This is a genomic window from Nocardia sp. NPDC059154, assembly GCF_042755705.1.
GTDB lineage: Bacteria > Actinomycetota > Actinomycetes > Mycobacteriales > Mycobacteriaceae > Nocardia.
Map to the genome: position 1 here is coordinate 23,107 of NZ_JBHZCS010000011.1, position 15,893 is coordinate 38,999.

General features: G+C 67.4%; 19 protein-coding genes. 8 read left to right on the forward strand and 11 right to left on the reverse strand.

The window, feature by feature from the left end; all coding sequences use genetic code 11:
* From ACFXN1_RS12280 to ACFXN1_RS12325, 10 genes are all read right to left on the reverse strand, one after another.
* The coding region (locus ACFXN1_RS12280; RefSeq protein WP_379463566.1) for a thiamine pyrophosphate-binding protein at positions 1 to 465 on the reverse strand (465 nt) is incomplete at its 3' end.
* A gap of 2 nt (positions 466 to 467) precedes the next feature.
* Positions 468 to 1,358 (reverse strand): 2-hydroxy-3-oxopropionate reductase, encoded by an 891-nt coding sequence (locus ACFXN1_RS12285; protein WP_379444212.1) that lies wholly within the window; start codon positions 1,356 to 1,358, stop codon positions 468 to 470.
* Between the two features lie 53 nt (positions 1,359 to 1,411).
* Positions 1,412 to 2,233, reverse strand: coding sequence for a hydroxypyruvate isomerase family protein (locus ACFXN1_RS12290; RefSeq protein WP_379444213.1), 822 nt, complete (start codon positions 2,231 to 2,233; stop codon positions 1,412 to 1,414).
* A gap of 181 nt (positions 2,234 to 2,414) precedes the next feature.
* Entirely contained in the window at positions 2,415 to 3,821 is a 1,407-nt protein-coding gene (locus tag ACFXN1_RS12295) for a nucleobase:cation symporter-2 family protein (protein WP_379444214.1), read from the reverse strand.
* A gap of 31 nt (positions 3,822 to 3,852) precedes the next feature.
* A complete protein-coding gene (gene pucL / locus ACFXN1_RS12300; protein ID WP_379399771.1) occupies positions 3,853 to 4,758 on the reverse strand; it encodes a factor-independent urate hydroxylase in 906 nt (301 codons plus the stop codon).
* 6 nt (positions 4,759 to 4,764) lie between these two features.
* The gene (gene uraH / locus ACFXN1_RS12305) at positions 4,765 to 5,109 is read right to left on the reverse strand and encodes a hydroxyisourate hydrolase (RefSeq protein ID WP_354840832.1); all 345 of its coding nucleotides are present in this window, start codon (positions 5,107 to 5,109) and stop codon (positions 4,765 to 4,767) included.
* Positions 5,097 to 5,594 (reverse strand): 2-oxo-4-hydroxy-4-carboxy-5-ureidoimidazoline decarboxylase, encoded by a 498-nt coding sequence (gene uraD, locus ACFXN1_RS12310; RefSeq protein ID WP_379444215.1) that lies wholly within the window; start codon positions 5,592 to 5,594, stop codon positions 5,097 to 5,099. The genes uraH and uraD overlap by 13 nt, the downstream gene beginning before the upstream one ends.
* Positions 5,595 to 5,808: 214 nt before the next feature.
* Positions 5,809 to 7,236, reverse strand: coding sequence for a nucleobase:cation symporter-2 family protein (locus tag ACFXN1_RS12315; protein WP_379437456.1), 1,428 nt, complete (start codon positions 7,234 to 7,236; stop codon positions 5,809 to 5,811).
* 266 nt (positions 7,237 to 7,502) lie between these two features.
* A complete protein-coding gene (locus ACFXN1_RS12320) occupies positions 7,503 to 7,874 on the reverse strand; it encodes a helix-turn-helix domain-containing protein (RefSeq protein WP_379421248.1) in 372 nt (123 codons plus the stop codon).
* A gap of 10 nt (positions 7,875 to 7,884) precedes the next feature.
* On the reverse strand, positions 7,885 to 8,124 hold the full coding sequence (locus ACFXN1_RS12325) for a thiamine-binding protein (RefSeq protein WP_356999696.1): 240 nt from the start codon (positions 8,122 to 8,124) through the stop codon (positions 7,885 to 7,887).
* A gap of 82 nt (positions 8,125 to 8,206) precedes the next feature.
* Between ACFXN1_RS12325 and ACFXN1_RS12330 the strand changes: the two genes are divergently transcribed.
* The 3 genes from ACFXN1_RS12330 (at position 8,207) to ACFXN1_RS12340 (ending at position 10,304) form a co-directional block, all read left to right on the forward strand.
* Positions 8,207 to 8,971 carry an IclR family transcriptional regulator gene (locus tag ACFXN1_RS12330; protein ID WP_379437457.1) on the forward strand — a complete coding sequence of 255 codons (765 nt, stop codon included), beginning with the start codon at positions 8,207 to 8,209 and terminating at the stop codon, positions 8,969 to 8,971.
* Positions 8,972 to 9,097: 126 nt separating this feature from the next.
* The gene (locus ACFXN1_RS12335) at positions 9,098 to 9,496 is read left to right on the forward strand and encodes a CD225/dispanin family protein (RefSeq protein ID WP_379437459.1); all 399 of its coding nucleotides are present in this window, start codon (positions 9,098 to 9,100) and stop codon (positions 9,494 to 9,496) included.
* Between the two features lie 319 nt (positions 9,497 to 9,815).
* The gene (locus tag ACFXN1_RS12340) at positions 9,816 to 10,304 is read left to right on the forward strand and encodes a hypothetical protein (protein WP_379437461.1); all 489 of its coding nucleotides are present in this window, start codon (positions 9,816 to 9,818) and stop codon (positions 10,302 to 10,304) included.
* A 23-nt stretch (positions 10,305 to 10,327) separates the two neighbouring features.
* On the opposite strand, the gene ACFXN1_RS12345 is transcribed toward ACFXN1_RS12340, so the two are convergent.
* On the reverse strand, positions 10,328 to 10,750 hold the full coding sequence (locus ACFXN1_RS12345) for a MarR family winged helix-turn-helix transcriptional regulator (protein WP_379399777.1): 423 nt from the start codon (positions 10,748 to 10,750) through the stop codon (positions 10,328 to 10,330).
* 105 nt (positions 10,751 to 10,855) lie between these two features.
* On the opposite strand from ACFXN1_RS12345, the gene ACFXN1_RS12350 reads away from it, so the two are divergent.
* The 5 genes from ACFXN1_RS12350 to ACFXN1_RS12370 all read left to right on the forward strand — a co-directional run.
* Entirely contained in the window at positions 10,856 to 12,295 is a 1,440-nt protein-coding gene (locus tag ACFXN1_RS12350; RefSeq protein ID WP_379437463.1) for an MFS transporter, read from the forward strand.
* A gap of 112 nt (positions 12,296 to 12,407) precedes the next feature.
* A complete protein-coding gene (locus tag ACFXN1_RS12355; RefSeq protein ID WP_379437465.1) occupies positions 12,408 to 13,562 on the forward strand; it encodes a serine hydrolase domain-containing protein in 1,155 nt (384 codons plus the stop codon).
* 99 nt (positions 13,563 to 13,661) lie between these two features.
* Positions 13,662 to 14,189 carry a phenolic acid decarboxylase gene (locus tag ACFXN1_RS12360; RefSeq protein ID WP_379437467.1) on the forward strand — a complete coding sequence of 176 codons (528 nt, stop codon included), beginning with the start codon at positions 13,662 to 13,664 and terminating at the stop codon, positions 14,187 to 14,189.
* A gap of 88 nt (positions 14,190 to 14,277) precedes the next feature.
* Entirely contained in the window at positions 14,278 to 14,967 is a 690-nt protein-coding gene (locus ACFXN1_RS12365) for a DUF899 domain-containing protein (protein ID WP_379437468.1), read from the forward strand.
* Between the two features lie 127 nt (positions 14,968 to 15,094).
* Positions 15,095 to 15,893: Rieske 2Fe-2S domain-containing protein (locus ACFXN1_RS12370; RefSeq protein ID WP_379463567.1), on the forward strand; the 799-nt coding region annotated here is incomplete at its 3' end.

Genomic DNA, 15,893 nt, shown 5'->3' on the forward strand with positions numbered 1-15,893 from the left:
CGGACGGCCTTCGCGCATGAGCCAGAACGCCTTCTGGAAAGCGCCGGGCACCTGGGCGGGCTCGAGCACGGTGTGCGCCCACTTGGCCAGCGGCTTCGCGATGGACGCGATGTCGACGGCCTGGAAGTCCTCCTTGTGCAGCTTGGACACCGGGGCCTGGCCCGTGATGCACAGGATCGGAATGGAATCCGCGCTGGCGGCATACAGACCGGTCACCATGTCGGTGCCCGCGGGGCCCGACGTCCCGATGCAGATACCGATATTGCCGGGCTTGGCCCGGGTGAAGCCCTCGGCCATGTGCGAGGCGGCCTCGACGTGGCGGGCCAGCACGTGCTTGATGCCGCCGTGCGCCTTCATGGCGCTGTAGAACGGGTTGATCGCGGCGCCCGGCAGGCCGAAAGCCTGTGTGGCCCCTTCCTTTTCCAGGATCAGGACCGCCGCGTCGACGGTGCGCATGCGCGCCATAATCAGTTCTCCTTGTCCAGCTTGCCGCTCAGGCGCTCGACGCCGCGCAGCAGTGCAGAGTGGTCCAGGTGGCCGTCGCCATTGGCGCGAGCCGAGGCGACCAGCTGCGCGATGAGCGAGCCGGCCGGGGTCACCAGACCGGCCTCACGCGCGGCGGTGGTGAAGATGCCCATGTCCTTGTGGTGCAGGTCGATGCGGAAGCCCGGCGCGAACTCGCGGTTGATCATCTTGTCGCGCTTCTGGTTCAGCACGGCCGAACCGGCCAGGCCGCCGCCGAGCACGTCCAGGGCGGGGCCCAGCTCGACGCCGTAGGCCTCGAGGAAGACCACGGCCTCGGCCACGGCCTGGATGTTGCTGGCCACGATGAGCTGGTTGGCGGCCTTCACGGTCTGGCCCGCGCCATTGGTGCCGACGTGCACGATGGTCTTGCCGACGGTGTCGAAAACCGGCTTGGCGGTGGCGAAGTCCTCGGCCGAGCCGCCGACCATGATGGACAGGGTCGCGTTCACGGCGCCCGGCTCGCCGCCGGAGACCGGGGCGTCCAGCAGTCGGAAGCCACGCTCGGCGGCCTGCTTCGCCAGCTCCTGGGTGACATCGGGGCGGATGCTGGAGAAGTCGATGATCAGCGCGCCCGGCTCGGCAGTCTCGAAGACACCCTTTTCACCGGCCAGCACCTCCTGCACGTGCGGGGAGTCCGGCACCATCACCGCGATGACCTCCGCGCCGCGCACGGCGTCCGCGATCGAGGTGACCGCACGGCCGCCCACGTCGACCAGCGGCTGGGCCTGGGCCGGGTTGCGGTCGAAGCCCTTGACGGCGTGGCCGGCGTTCTGGAGGTGGACGGCCATCGGGCTGCCCATGATGCCGAGGCCGATGAAAGCGATGTTGGTCATGATCTGTTCCCTGATCCTCTGTATGGCAAGTTCTCTGGTCTCTGGACGGCGGGCTACTTCGCGGCGCGACGCTCACGCGGCAGCCATTCGAAGGCGTCCTCGGAACGGCCGGACGGCTTGTACTCGAGGCCGACCCAGCCCCGGTAGCCGCGCGACGCGAGGTCGGTGAGCTGAAGCTCGAGCTGGAGCTCGCCGGTGCCCGGCTCGTTGCGGCCCGGGTTGTCGGCGATCTGCACGTGGGCGATCCGGTCGGTGTACTCGGAGATCACCTTGTCCACGTCGTCACCGTTCACGGCGAGGTGGTAGAGGTCGGCGAGCAGGCCGATATTGCTGACGCCCGCATACGCCTGCACCTTGTCGATGACAGCGAGTCCGTCGACGGCCTTCAGCAGCGGGTAGCGCGGTGCGCCGGAGGCGGGCTCGACCAGGATGGTGGCCCCGATCCGGGAGGCGGCCACGGCCGCCGCCGCCAGATTCTCGACGGCCAGCTCGTCCTGCTGCTCCGGGGTGGCGTCGTCGACGCGGTTGCCGTAGAGGGCGTTGAAAGCCTTGGTGCCCAGTCGTTCTCCGATGCCGACCGTGACGTCGATATTGTCCTTGAACTCCGCGGACCGCGATGGCCAGGAGACCAGGCCGCGGTCGCCGCCGGCCATGTCGCCGGCGAAGAAGTTGAGGCCGATCAGCTGCACGCCCGCGTTCTGCACGGCGGCGACGAAGGCGTCCACGTCCCGGTCCGACGGGACCGCCTCGGCGAAGGGCCACCAGAACTCGATGGCGTCGAATCCGGCCTGCCGCACGGCTTCCGGGCGCTCCAGGATGGGCAGCTCGGTGAACAGCAGCGAGCAGTTCACGGCGTAGTTGAGCGAGTGGGTCATCAGGAATCCCTCCAGTTCGTTCCCGCAGCGCTTCCGCTGTTTCCATAATGCGGAAATGTTTTTTCGGGATGTGAAAATGCTAGTGCTCCCGAAACAACCCCGTCAAGAGAGTTCCGGGAGCTACCGGCCAGTACGGCACGAGATATACGAAATAGCCGATTCAGTCGCGGATGTCGCCGACTCAGTCGCGGATATCGTCGTCCAGGCGCTCGCCCAGATCGTCCTTGCGATCCTCGGCTGCCGCGAACACCGAAGCGCCCGCCTTGTTTCCACGCTTGATCTCGTTGAACACCAGGTTCAACGCGATCGCCACCACCGCCGTGGCGGAGATGCCGGAGTGCATGATCACCCCGAGCCAGGTCGGGAACCTGTCCCAGAACGTCGGCGCCGCAATCGGAATCAGGCCCACGCCCATGGCCACCGCGACGATGACCATATTGAGGTTGTCGGTGAAGTCCACCCGCGCGAGCGTGCGGATACCGCTCGCCGCCACGGATCCGAACAGGACGATGCCCGCACCGCCCAGCACCGGATACGGAATCCCGGCCACCACCGCACCCACCACCGGGAACAAGCCCAGCAGTACGAGCACCAAACCGCCTGTCGCGACCACGAATCGGCTCTTGATGCCGGTGAGCGCCACCAGTCCCACGTTCTGCGCGAAGGCGCTGCACGGGAAACTGCCGAACACCGGCGCGACCGTGGTGGACAGCATGTCGGCCCGCAGGCCGGCCGCCACCCGCGCCGAATCCACCTCGGTACCGACGATCTCGCCGATGGCGAGGATGTCGGCGGTGGTCTCGGTCATGATCACCAGGATCACGATGGTCATGGACACGATCGCCCCGGCCTCGAAGGTCGGCCCGCCGAAGTGCAGGATCGGCGGCAGCGCAATGATTTTCGCCTTGCCGACCGCCGAGAAGTCGGTGTGGTGGGTGACCACGGCCAGCAGGGTGCCGATCGCCAGGCCGATCAGGATCGACAGCCGCGAGATCGCGCCCTGGAAGAGCCGGCTGATCACCAGAATGATGAGCAGGGTCAGCCCCGCGAAACCGATATTGCCCATCGAGCCGTAGTCGGCCGCCTTGGGATCGTTGCCCATCGCCCACCGGAATGCGGTGGGCAGCAACGAGAGTCCGATCACCGTGATGATCGTCCCGGTCACCACGGCCGGGAAGAGCCGTACCAGCTTGGCGAAGAAACTGGACAGCACCAGCCCGATCAGACCGGCGACTATGATCGCGCCGAAGACCGGCCGGAGTCCGCCGTCGCTCGCGATGGTGACCATCGTGGAGACACTGGCGAACGAAATGCCCTGCACAATCGGCAATCTGGAGCCGACCGGCCCGATGCCGAGGGTCTGTAGCAGGGTGGCCAGACCGGAGAGGAACAGGCCCGCCGTCACCAGCAGGGCCATGTCCGACGCCGAGAGCCCGGCCGCACCGCCGACGATCAGCGGCGGTGCGATCACACCGCCGTACATCGTCAGGATGTGCTGAGTTCCGTAGACCACCAACTGGCCCAGGGGATGTCGCGCATCCTCGGGACGGGTGATGGTCTCTGTCACGCGGCCCTGGTCATCACCCATCGCCGCACCTCCTAGATCAGCACCGAGCCAATTAGCAAAAGCCCGGGGTGGCGAGCCAGGCGTTCCCGGCCTCGTTGGCGTCGTCGCGCTCGACGGTGGCCTCGATCAGGCCGTACGGACGGTCCGCGGCGATGAAGACCTCGCCCGGGTTGTCCACATTGAAGGGGCTCAGGTCCACCAGGAAGTGGTGCTTGTTCGGGGCCGAGAAACGGATCTCGGCGACCTCGGTGAACTGCTCGAGCACCGCGCGGCCCATGGAGTAGAGGGTCTGCTGCAGCGCCAGCGAGTGCACCACGGCGAACTGCCGCAGGATGGTCTTGAGGATGGCGTCGTAGGTCTTGTCCCAGTCGACGTCGGTGTGGTTGTAGCGCCAGCGGGCCACCAGCGAGGTCGCCATGATGCGGTCGTTGGTCGGCTGCAGGGTGGTGTACTTGTCCTTGAAGAAGCCATGGAACTCCGAGCCCGTGGTCTTCAGCAGGGTCAGGTCCTTCACGCCCGAGACCACGTGGGCCTTGCGGTCCGGGCCGACGCCGTCGACATTCACCACGGTGGTGCGTACGCCCCGGCCCGACTTCACGAACGAGTGATCATGGCCCTGGCCGTCGACCTCGATGCGATCCCAGGCGTACTCCTCGATCTCGACGCGCGCACCGGTGGCGGTGGGGGCCCGGGAGATGAAGTGGTCGGCGAGGGTGAGACCGAACTCCTCGATGGAGTGCACGCCCTTCTCCTTGGCGAAGGAGAAGGCGGTGTTCTTCTGGGTGTCGGTGGGCAGCACGTCGCCCTGGTCACCGGTGATGTGGGCGTCGGTGAAGTCGCCGCGCAGCGCCGAGGAGACGTTCAGGTCGCGGATCTGGTGGCGCGGGGTGTCGCGGTAGACGCGGACGACGCGGTTCTCGGCCTTGCCGTACTGGTTCTGTCCCAGCTTGATTGCCATGTGAGTTCAGCTTCCTCGGTAGGTGGAGTAGGCGAAGGGGCTCATGAGCAGGGGCACGTGATAGTGCTCGCCCGCCGCCCCGGCGACCTTGAAGGTGATGGAGACCGACGGGTAGAAGTAGGTCTGATTCGTTGCGGCGGCATAGCTTTCGATATCGAAGGTGAGCCGGTAGACACCGGCCGCGAGCCCTTCGGGGCCGAGATCGCGGATCCGGCCGTCGTCATCGGTCTTGCCCTCGGCCAGCACCCGCGCGTCCGGGCCGACCTGTTCCAGCCGCACCTCGACACCGGCCGCGGGCTTGCCCAGCGCGGAGTCCAGGATGTGCGTCGTAATGGTGCTCACTGCTCGAATACCTTTCGCAGGCGCAGGACCGCGATCTTGCGCAGCTCCTCGGCCACCACGGCCGCCTCGGTGGCGTCGTCGTTGGTGAGGCGCTGGTGCAGGCTCGCCAGAATCTGCTCGGCGGACAGGCCGGTGGCGCAGATCAGGAAGACCCGGCCGAAACGCTTCTCGTAGGCGCGATTGCCGTCCAGCAGCTGCGCGGCGATGGCCACGTCCTGACCGACCCCGGCCTGCTCCTGGCGCGACCACGCGGATCCGGTGTCGGTGCCCGACACGCGGTCACCGATGCGGGGGTGCGCGGCCAGCGCGCGATCCACCTCGGCTCCGCTCAGGGCGCCGGCCAGCACGCCGGCCCGGGCGAGCACGCTGTCGATATCGGCATAGGGCCGGGCCGCCAGCACGCCGTCGGCCCAGGCGGGCACGTCACAGCAGGTCAGCAGGTCCGGCCGGAGTTGTTCCCCGGCTGTCGAATTGAATTCGCTCAATGTCACCATCGGCGCTACCTCTCTCGGATAGCGGAAGGGTGATTCCGCTACTCGAGAAGAGTGTCACGGGCCACAACAACTCGTCAACATTTTGTTGAAAATATACAGAGACCGCAGGTCAGGACGCTAGCCGAGCATACGTGCCGGCCAACCCGAAACGCGAACAGCGGCGGAGGGCCGACCGTGATCGGCCCTCCGCCGCTGATCATCGCACCGGCGTCGGCTAGGTATTCTGCGCGGCCGGTGCCGCCGCCAGGGCGGCGCTGGTGCGGGATCTGAACAGCTGGTGCAACACCAGGGCCGCCAGACAGCCCGCACTGATCCCCGACGCAAGGATGATCGACACCGGTCCCGGCAGACCGGCGTAGAACGAGGGCGCGACCGTCGGTGTCATGCCGATGAACAGCGCGACGCCCACGATCAGGGAGTTGATCGGATCGTGCAGATCGGCCTTGGCCAGGGTGCGGATACCGCTCGCGGCGACCGTCCCGAACAGTACGAGACCCGTTCCGCCCAGAGCCGGTTTCGGCACCAGCTCCACCACCGCGCTCGCCACCGGGAACAACCCCAGCAGCACCAGCAGCGCACCGCCGGCGGCCACGACGAAACGGCTGTACATGCGGGTGAGCGCCACCAGTCCGACGTTCTGCGCGAAAGCGCCGCAGGCGAATCCGCCCATGACCGAGGCCAGCATGGTGCCGACACCGGCCGCCCGCAGCCCGCCCGCGATGTGCTGCTCCTCGGCGGGCCGGTCCACGATCTCGCCGAGCGCGATCATGGTCGCGGTCGACTCGGTCATCACCACGAGCATCACGATGCACAGCGAGACGATCGCACCGATCTGGAACTGCGGTGCACCGAAGTGCATGGGCGGTATGAAACCGACCAGCGCGCTGTTGCGCACCGGGCCCGTATCCAGCAGTCCCAGTGGCCATCCCGCCAGCGAACCCGCGACCAGTCCGATCAGCAGGGCCAGCTGCCGCCCGAACCCTTTCAGGAATCGATGGCACAGCAGCACGACCACCAGCGCGATCGCCGCGTCCAGCAGGTTCTTCAGCGGCACATGCGCCGAGCCCATGGAGCCCTCGCCCGCGCCGCTGATCCAGCCGAGCGCGACCGGCAGCAGCGACAGGCCGATGAGCGAGATGACCGTGCCACCCACGATCGGCGGGAAAAACCGGTGCAGCCGTGAGAAATACGGGGCGGCGAGGACGGCCAGCATGCCCGCCACCAGGGTGGCTCCGAAGATGACCGGCAGCGCCTCGCCCGGCGCGGCGTCCTTGGCGATCGCCAGGATCGGTCCCACCGCCGCGAAGGATCCGCCATTGATGAGCGGCAGCCGCGCGCCGAACTTCCACCAGCCCAGGGACTGCAGCAGGGTGGCCAGTCCGGCGGTGAACAGGCTCGCGGTGATGAGCATGACCGTGTCCCGGGTGCCCAGGCCGACCGCGGCGCCCACGATCAGCGGTGGCGCCACGACGCCGGCGACCATGGCGGCGATGTGCTGCAGGCCGCCGGCGAGCAACTGCCAGGGCGGCGGGACGACATCGACCGGATGTCGTTCGGGCGCTTCGGGTTCCAGGACCGCCGATGCGGTGGACTCCGGCGTGGAGGGAGTTCCCGGGACGCCGGGTGCGGATTCAGCAGTCACGGGCGGGCCGGCCCCCTCGATCAGCGGAGGAAGCAGCACTTCCGGCGCGTAGTCGGCCCGACCGCGACGGCCGGACGACCGTCGAAAGTCTTCGGTATGGCGTCGAAACTCTTTGGCCCGCAGGTGAACCGCGTTCGCTCAACGTCTCCATTGGCGCAACCTCTCTCGGATAGCGGAAGGGTCATTCCGCTATTCGAAAAGAGTGGCACGGGCCACATTGGCCGTCAACAATTCGTTGAATATATATCGGTCGGCCGACAGCCCGGTCAGGCGCGTTCGCGGTTCAGGTAGTTGTAGACGGTGAAGCGGGTGACACCCAACGCCGCCGCCACGGTCTCCGCCGACTTACGGAACGTGAAGGCGCCCCGCTCTTCCAGCAATCGCACAGCACGCTGCTTCTCGACGCGCGGCAGTCCGGCCAGCGGCCCGCCCAGCTCTGCCGCCACCTCGTCCAGCAGCCGCTCCAGGCCGCCGAGGGTGTCGGACTCGGGCTGACCGAAACGCACGCAGGCCAGGGTCGTTCCTTCCCAGACCAGGGGGACATCGTCGGCGGTGGCCTCCTGCGCGGGCACCAGGCGGCCGCCAGTTCTCTCCAGCAGCGGAGCGAGGGTCACCAGCACGGGGTGCGACTCGTCCATCGGCGAACGCTCAGTCATCCTGCTCGACCTGCATGGTCACCCGGGTCGCCCCGTGCGCGAAGGCGGTCACCATGATCTCGCCCAGCACCGGCAGCAGTCGGTCGTCGGTCCCGGCCACCGAGGTGCCGAGCGGACCGAAATCGCATTCCAAACCGGCCGATTCGGCGAGTTCGAGGGCCGCTCTGGCATGCGGCGGCGTCTCCCCTTCGCCATGGAACGGTTCGGTCGTGAACTCCGCGCGTAGCCGCATGGGCCTCAGGCTACTGGGCAGAACAGGTGATCTACGATCTGCCCTAGAATTCCGGCATTCGGAAAAACTGAGGAGGACCGGGGTGCCAGCAGCGAAGGAGCCCAAGAGCGGCACCGGCGGCGTGCAGTCCATCGAGCGCGCGTTCGCCCTGCTGGAGCTGATGGCCGACGAGGGCGGCATGATGGGCCTGTCCCAGCTCGCCGCGGAGTCGGGGCTGCCGCTGCCGACCATTCACCGGCTGGTGCGCACCCTGGTGGATCTGGGTTACCTGCACCAGGAGCCATCACGCAAGTATGTGCTGGGCCCCAAGCTGATCAAGCTCGGTGAGAGCTCCTCGCAGATGCTGGCGGTGCTGGCCCGCCCGCACCTGTCCCGGCTGGTCGATGAGCTCGGTGAATCCGCGAACATGGCCATGCTGGACGGCGATCAGATCGTCTATGTGGCGCAGGTGCAGTCGCGGCACTCCATGCGCATGTTCACCGAGGTGGGCCGGCGGGTGCTGCCGCACTGCACGGCCGTGGGCAAGGCCATCCTGGCCGGATCGGCGCCGGATCTGACCCGAGAGCTGTTGCAGCGCACCGGAATGCCGCGCTACACCGACAACACCATCACCGATCCGGAGGAGTTCGCCCGGCAGCTGGACGAGGCCGCGCGCACCGGATACGCCATGGACGAGGGCGAGCAGGAGCTCGGCGTGCGCTGCGTGGCGGTGGCGGTGCCCAAAGCGCCTGCCCGGCTGGCGATTTCGGTGTCCGGCCCGGTGGGCCGGATGACCGAGGAGCTCATCGACCGCGCCGCACCACTGCTGACAGAGGTCGCCGCCGCCCTGTCCGACGACCTCCGATAGTTCTCGAATCTCCTACGCAGCGATCTCACCGGCGGTTCTCGGTCGGTTACCAGACAGCGATGTCCTAATCGACCTCATAGAACCCGCGAAAATTCGCGGACCAGGCAATTCGAAAAGGATTCTGCCATGACGACCCCCGAACCGGCCGCGAAGCCCGACGAGCCTCGAACAACCGAGCTTCCAGACGCGGCCACAACCCCCGCAACCTCACAGCGACCCATCACTCGCCCGCCGAACAATATCGGCTGGGCCGTCGCGTCCCTCCTGTTCTTCTGGCCCCTCTCCTTCTCCGCGTTCACCCACGCCCTGAACGTCTTTCCCCTGTGGTCCGAAGGCGATGCCGACGGCGCCCGCTACGCCTCGCACCGAGCCCGCTACCTCGGCATCCTCTCCCTCTGGATCGGCGGCGCCCTCTTCGTCCTGTTCGCCATCCTCTACATCGTGGGCATGCTGGTCCTCATGCACCACGGCCATCACGGCCACCACAATTGGGGCGGCCCGGGCCCGCGGATGCACCGCGGCTGACCGTTCCGGGGCCCGTGCACGACAGTGCGCGGGCCCCAATTTCCTCCCATACCTCGCACAACTTCTTCCAGTACCTCGCAAAACCGATCGCTGCCAACAATTCCCATAATCTGGACAGATCCGAGAGGGTTCCGGTTTCGAATCCTGATGCGAAGTCATCGACATCTCGGAATGAGGTTTCCCTATGGGCACAAGGCAGCCCACAAGTTCGGTTCAGCTTTGTCGGCGTGCGGCCCGGATCGCCGTTGCGGGGGCTCTTCCCCTCTCCCTGATTCTCCTGGGAGTAACACCCGCGCTGGCCGAGGAAGCGCCACCGGTCGTGGCGAATCAGCCGGCCCTGGATATCCCGGACTCGTCGATTCACATCGGCACCCTCCAGCTCGACCGGCCGTTCTTTCTGACCCCCGAGCAGACCCAGCAGATCAATACCGCGACCACGGGCACGGAAACCGGTCTGGCACAGTCGCTCGAAGCGGCCGGGCTCGACCATGCCCGCTCCACCAGTGTCGCGAAGGCCATCCTCGGTGACGCGGCCATCGGCGCGTCGGTCGGGTCCGTCCTGGCCAGTCCGATCGCGTGGACCGGCGCACTGGTCGGCGTGGTCTCGGGCGCGATCGCCGGACTCCCCTTCGCGCCGATCGGCCTGGTCATCGTCCCGGCCATCGGCGGCGTCATCGGCTATGCCATGATCGCCGCACCGTTCATGGCACTCGGCGCCGGTGTCGGAGCGGCCGTCGGCATGGCGGACGGTCTGATCAATCCGGCACCGGCAACCCAGCCCGGCCCGGCTGCCCCCCAGCCCAGCTGAACGCTGTGCCGCTCAGCTGAACCCTATTGGGAGACAACGAGTTCCAGCAGCGCATAGAGCTCGCGCTGCTGGTTCGCGTCCAACACGGCCAGCGCCGGTACCGACCCGAAGACCTGTTCATCGAGCTGGGTGCGGAGCGCTTCCCCGGCCGGGGTCAGCGTGACCAGGCGGGCGCGGCGGTCGGTCGGATGAATCTGCTTCTGCACCAAGCCCTGCGACTCGAGCCGGTCGATCGAGGTGGCCGTATTGGACAGGTCCGCCCCGAGCCGGGCGGACAACTCCTTGAGGGTCAGCGGTTCCGCGAGGTGACCCAGCGCCTTGGCCTGCACCGGAGTGACGCCGAGCCGGGTCGTGGTGACCGCGAAGTGGTTTCGGACCAGGGCGACGGCGCGCTGCAGCACATCGACCAGTTCGGCGGTGGTGGGCTGGCGCTGCTCATCGGTCACTCGCCCACTCTACCGGCGCGCGCCCAGAAATTAGTGGTTGACCACCAACAGTTTTGGTCGCACACTCTCATTTATTAGTGGTACACCACCAATAAATGGAGAGTCATGACAACCGCACCTCCCGTGGCGAGCCGAGCCGCCCTCCGCTACCTCACCCTGGGCCTGCTCTGCTCGGTCCAGATGATGCTCAACCTCGACGACACGGTCGTGAACGTCGCACTGCCCACCATCCAGCGGCACCTGCACATGTCCGAGACCGACCTGACCTGGATCATCAATGCCTACCTGCTGCTGTTCGGCGGCTTTCTGCTGATCGGCGGGCGCACCGCGGACCTGTTCGGCGGCAAGCGCGTCTTCCTGATCGGCGTGACGGTCTTCGGCCTCTCCTCGCTGGCCACCGGCCTGGCGCAGGACTCGGCGATGCTCATCGCCAGCCGCGCGGGTCAGGGCATCGGCGGCGCGTTCGCCAGCCCCGCCGCCCTGAGCATCGTCGCCGGACTCTTCGCCGAACCCCGCGAACGCAGTCGCGCCCTGGGCATTTGGGCCGGGCTGGGCGGTCTGGCGGCGACCCTCGGTGTCGTCCTCTCCGGGGTCATCACCGAATATGCCGGGTGGCGTTGGTGTTTCCTCATCAATGTGCCGGTCGCGGTCCTGGCACTGGTCCTGGTACACCGGCTGCTCCCGGACAATCGCCCGCCCCGCACCGACATCCGTCTCGACGGCCTGAGCGCGGCCCTGATCACCGGCGCGATCGCCGCCCTCGACCTCGGCCTCATCGACAGCGGCCACTCCGCCGCCCTCACCACTGCATCCCGCATCACACTGGGCCTCATACTGCTGGCCGCATTCCTGCTGCGCGCCGGCCGTTCCCGGGCCCCGATGATCCCGCTGTCCTTCTTCCGGGACCGCGACCGCGCCGTCGCCAACACCGCGAACATCCTCTTCTGCTCGGCCATCCTGTCGATGCTCTTCTTCCTGACCCTGTACCTCCAGCAGGTCCTCCGCTTCTCGCCACTCCGCACCGGCCTGGCCTGGCTCCCGTTCTGTGCCCTGGTCATCGCTGGTTTCGCCGCCGCCGCCGGCCTCGTCCCCAGGGTCGGCGTTCGCCCGATCCTGGTCGCCGCCATGGCCTCCGGCGCCGTCGGCATGCTGCTGCTCGCCCGGATCCCGGCGACCGCCTCCTACCCGGACCTCCTTCCCGGCATGCTGACCGCCGGTTTCGGCATGGGCCTGGGGTTCGTCTCCATCACCATCGCCGCCGTCGGCGAGACCCACGCCGATATCACCGGCCTGGCCTCCGGTTTCGTCACCACCACCCAGCAACTGGGCGGGGCCCTGGGACTCGGCGTCCTGACCACCATTGCCCTCCATCACCGCACTGCCCGGCTGGCCGCCGGCGCCTCCCCCACCGAGGCTCTGGCCCAGGGTTTCCAGCTCACCTACCTGGTGGGTGCGGGAATCCTCACCCTCGCAGCCCTTCTCGCCGCCGTCGGCATCACCGCGACGGCGGGCGCCGCCCGCCCCGAACCGGTGCCCGTCGCCTGACCGACCGGTGAAATCCCGGCACCTCGGTGATCCGTGGCGAAGACGGCCCAAGCACGGCGTAGATTGTCATCCACGCTGCTCGGGCCGTCTTCTTCGATGAAGGGATCCGGTGATGGGTGTGTCGACTCGATGCCGAGTGGGTGCGGTCCTGGCGATCGTGCTGACCGTGGCCGCGGGTGCCTGCGGATCCGATCGGGGCGGTGAGACACAGAGCTCCGGCACCAACTCCCCCGAAGCCGCACAGATCGCCGATATCGTGCGCACCAAACTGACCCAACTCGACCTCACCGCAGCGGTTTTCGGGGTGTGGCGGGGCAAGGAGCCGATCACCATCGGCGCGGCGGGCGACTCGCCGCTGGGCATCCCCGCGACCACCGACATGCAGCTGCGGGTGGGCCAGCCCATGGAGCCGATGCTGTCCACCGTGCTGTGGCATCTGGACGCGGCCGGCACCCTGTCCATGGACCAGCCGATCGCCAAATGGCTGCCGGCCTTCCCACGCGCCGACCGGATCACCCCGCGCATGCTCGCCGACAGCACCTCCGGAATCTCCGACTACGTCACCGACCCCGACTTCCTGAAACGCTTCGCCGACAATCCATTCCACACCTGGACCGCCCAGGAGCTGTTCGACCTGGCCAATGCCCGCCCGCCCCTGTTCGATCCCGGCGCCAGCTTCGCCTACGCCCACAGCGACCTGGTCGTCCTGGGCGAGGTGCTGCAGCTGGCCAGCGGCAAATCGCTGGGCGACCTGATCTCCCAGTACGTCCTGGGCCCGCTCGGCATGCGGCATTCCGCGGTGGTCCGCACCGCCCGGATCGACGAGCCGATCCTGCACGGCTACACCGACGAGCGAAAGATCTTCGAAGACGCCACCTTCTGGAACCCGACGGCCTTCCTGCACTCCGGCAACATGAATTCCACCGTCACCGACGTGGGCCGCTGGGTCCGGGCCCTCGGCACGGGAGAACTGCTCTCCACCAACCAGTTCGAGCAGATGATGGCCCCCTCCACCGCCGGCCTCGGCCCGCTCACCGCCCAGAAGTTCTTCGCCTTCGGCGTCCCCCACATGGCCGACTGGCTGTTCATGAACCCCGCCTACGGCGGCTACAACGGCATCGCCCTCTACGACACCAAATCAGACACCACCATCGTCGTCTACGCCACCCTGGGCTCGACCGCCAAGCCCGGCACCGACAACGCCATCCCCGTCGGCGCCGCCATCGCCACCCTGCTGGTGCCCGACCGCCCGCCGCCCCTGCCCTGATCCGGAACATCCGTGGAGATCATCAGGGAAGGCCTGCTCAGCGGATAGGCTGAGCGCGACGCCCGGGTCCTGACGCAGGTCGGCCGAGAGGAGTTAGCGATGAGCGCCGAGGATGCCGCCGCCCCACCGGTCCTGGCCGGTGACCTGTCGGGAATCGTCGGGCGACATCTGATCTATGCGTACGAGAACGGCTGGAAGTTCGACCTCTACGTGCGCAATTCGCAGACTGTCGCCTTCCGCTGCCTGATGGGACCGATGTTCGGGCGCTGGTCCACGGCTCAACCGGCCAAGATGATCCAGCTCAGCGGCGATATGTACAAGCTCGCCTGGGTGGAGCCGACCGGGGCGGTCACCGTGCTCATCGTCTGGCTCCGCGAGCGCCGGGTGCACACGACGATCTGCTATCCGCAGTGGATGCTCGACTTTCCCGAGAGCACCCTGGGCCATTACGAGGACGACATCCCGCAGATCATCGCCGACCGCGACCAGGGCCCCACCTACCCGCAAACCCTGGTCGCCTCCACCGGCCGCATCACCTACCTCGAAACCCGGGAACCCGACGACGACACCGTCATCGACTGCCCACCGGCCAAACTCCCCCTCGATTACGCGAATCGCACCAACTGATTCGACGGTGGGTCACCGATGAGTTCTGCGCGCCCGCGGCGTCTATGCCTACAACACGCACTCTGTGAACCCGGTGAGGGAGGATCCTGTGAGCACCAACCCGCTGCCGCCCGTCGTCGACATCGACACCTGGCGGACCGAACTCGAAGCACTGCGTCTCCGTGAGAAGGCCGCGACCCGCGAGCTCGATGCCATCGCCGCCCAGCGCCGCCGCCTGCCGATGGTCGAACTGCCCGACTACACCCTGGAAGGCGAGGACGGCCCGGTCCGCCTGGCCGACGTCTTCGCCGGCAAGTCCCAATTGATCGTCTACAGCCACATGTGGTTCCCGGGCGAGGAATGGCAATGCCCCGGTTGCACCGGATTCACCTCGCAATTCACCCGTTTGGAATTCCTGGACCTCTACGACGCCCGCTTCGTCATCGTCACCCAGGGCCCGATCGACGAGGCCCTCGCCTACAAGCGCCGCGTCGGCAACCAGATGCCCTGGTACTCCACGGCCAACAGCCCATTCGGCGCGGACATCGACGCCCCGCCCGGCGGCGGCTTCGGCGTCAACGTATTCCTCCGCGACGGCGACACCGTCTACCGCACCTGGCACACCAACGGCCGCGGCGTCGAACAACTCACCCACACCTTCCCCCTCATCGACCTCCTCCCCTACGGCCGGCAGGAAGACTGGCAAGACGTCCCCACCGGCTGGCCCCAGTCCCCCACCTACAACCGCTGGCCCAGCTCCAAAGACATCGCCGCCACCTACGGCAACCCGAATCCCTGAGGCCGCCAATGGAATAACGGATACCCGGCCGATCACGAATCGAGTTGCGTTCCTGTCCAACACGATTCACAGCAAACCGACGGTTCCGTTCATTGTTTTGCAACAGGTTCCAGTTAGGGTTTGCGGCGTGTTCCTTCGACGTGATCGTTCGGGCCTGTCCGAGCTGGCGCGCGATCCGCGCGCCGACCACTATCCGATGCCGACGGTGCCCGAGGGCTGGTATGCGGTCTTGCGCAGCAAGCACCTCCGGTCCGGAAAAGTCGTGAATCTGCATTACTTCGGTCGCGCGCTGATCGCCTTCCGGGGCAGCGACGGCCGGGCCACCGTCCGCGACGCGCACTGCCCGCATTACGGCGCCCATCTCGGCGCCGGGGGCCGGGTGGTGGACGGGCAGGTGGAGTGCCCGTTCCACGGCTGGCGTTTCGATGCCGACGGTGCCTGCGCCTCAGCGCCTTTCGCGCCCCGCCCGCCGCGGGTGACGCTGGGCGGTTTCCCGGTGCGCGAGCACAGCGGGCTGATCTTCGTCTACTCCGGTGCCGGCGAACCGCTGTGGGAAGTGCCCGAGATCCCCGAGGCCACCGATCGCGCCTTCGCCCGTCCCATCGACGATGTCCTGCAATCGCGCATCCACATCCAGGAGATGCGCGAGAACATCGTCGACGAATCCCACTTCCACCACATCCACGGCCAGAGCGAGCCCCCCGTCCAGGAACTCATCCCCGACGGCCCTTTCGCCGAAATCCACACCCGCTTCTGCAAACCCGTCCTCGGCTACCCGGTCGACAACAGCTTCGACGTCTTCATGTACGGCCCCGGCGTCATGGTCGTCCGTACCACCGGCGCACTGATCACCATGACCGCCATCGCTCTCACCACCCCACCACCACGCAGGATTCCCGCCACCAGGATTCGCACCAGCAGAACCC